1 protein-coding gene is annotated in these 216 nt (G+C 74.1%); it reads right to left on the bottom strand.

All coding sequences use genetic code 11. From position 1 onward, the window contains the following. On the bottom strand, window positions 1–216 hold a 216-nt coding region (locus DEIPI_RS40375), incomplete at both ends, for a hypothetical protein (protein ID WP_027482808.1).

Genomic DNA, 216 nt, shown 5'->3' with positions numbered 1-216 from the left:
CGTGAAGGGATTGGTGGGGTCCTGCGCGGCGCGTCCTCTCAGCACGGCGAGGGCGACGGCAGGGTTGGCGGGCCGCAGCGGATCGAAGTCGAGGCCCTCACGCGCGGCGCGCTCCAGCGCCCGGGTGGTGCTCTCCAGCGGGGGGTACACGACGCGTTCGCGCAGGCGGGGCGTGTCGCCCTCGGCGTCGTCCACGGTGAAGTTCTCGGGCAGCAC

This window comes from Deinococcus pimensis DSM 21231 (assembly GCF_000519345.1).
GTDB classification, from domain to species: Bacteria; Deinococcota; Deinococci; order Deinococcales; family Deinococcaceae; genus Deinococcus_A; species Deinococcus_A pimensis.
This window is presented reverse-complemented; position numbering and strand designations above follow the sequence as displayed.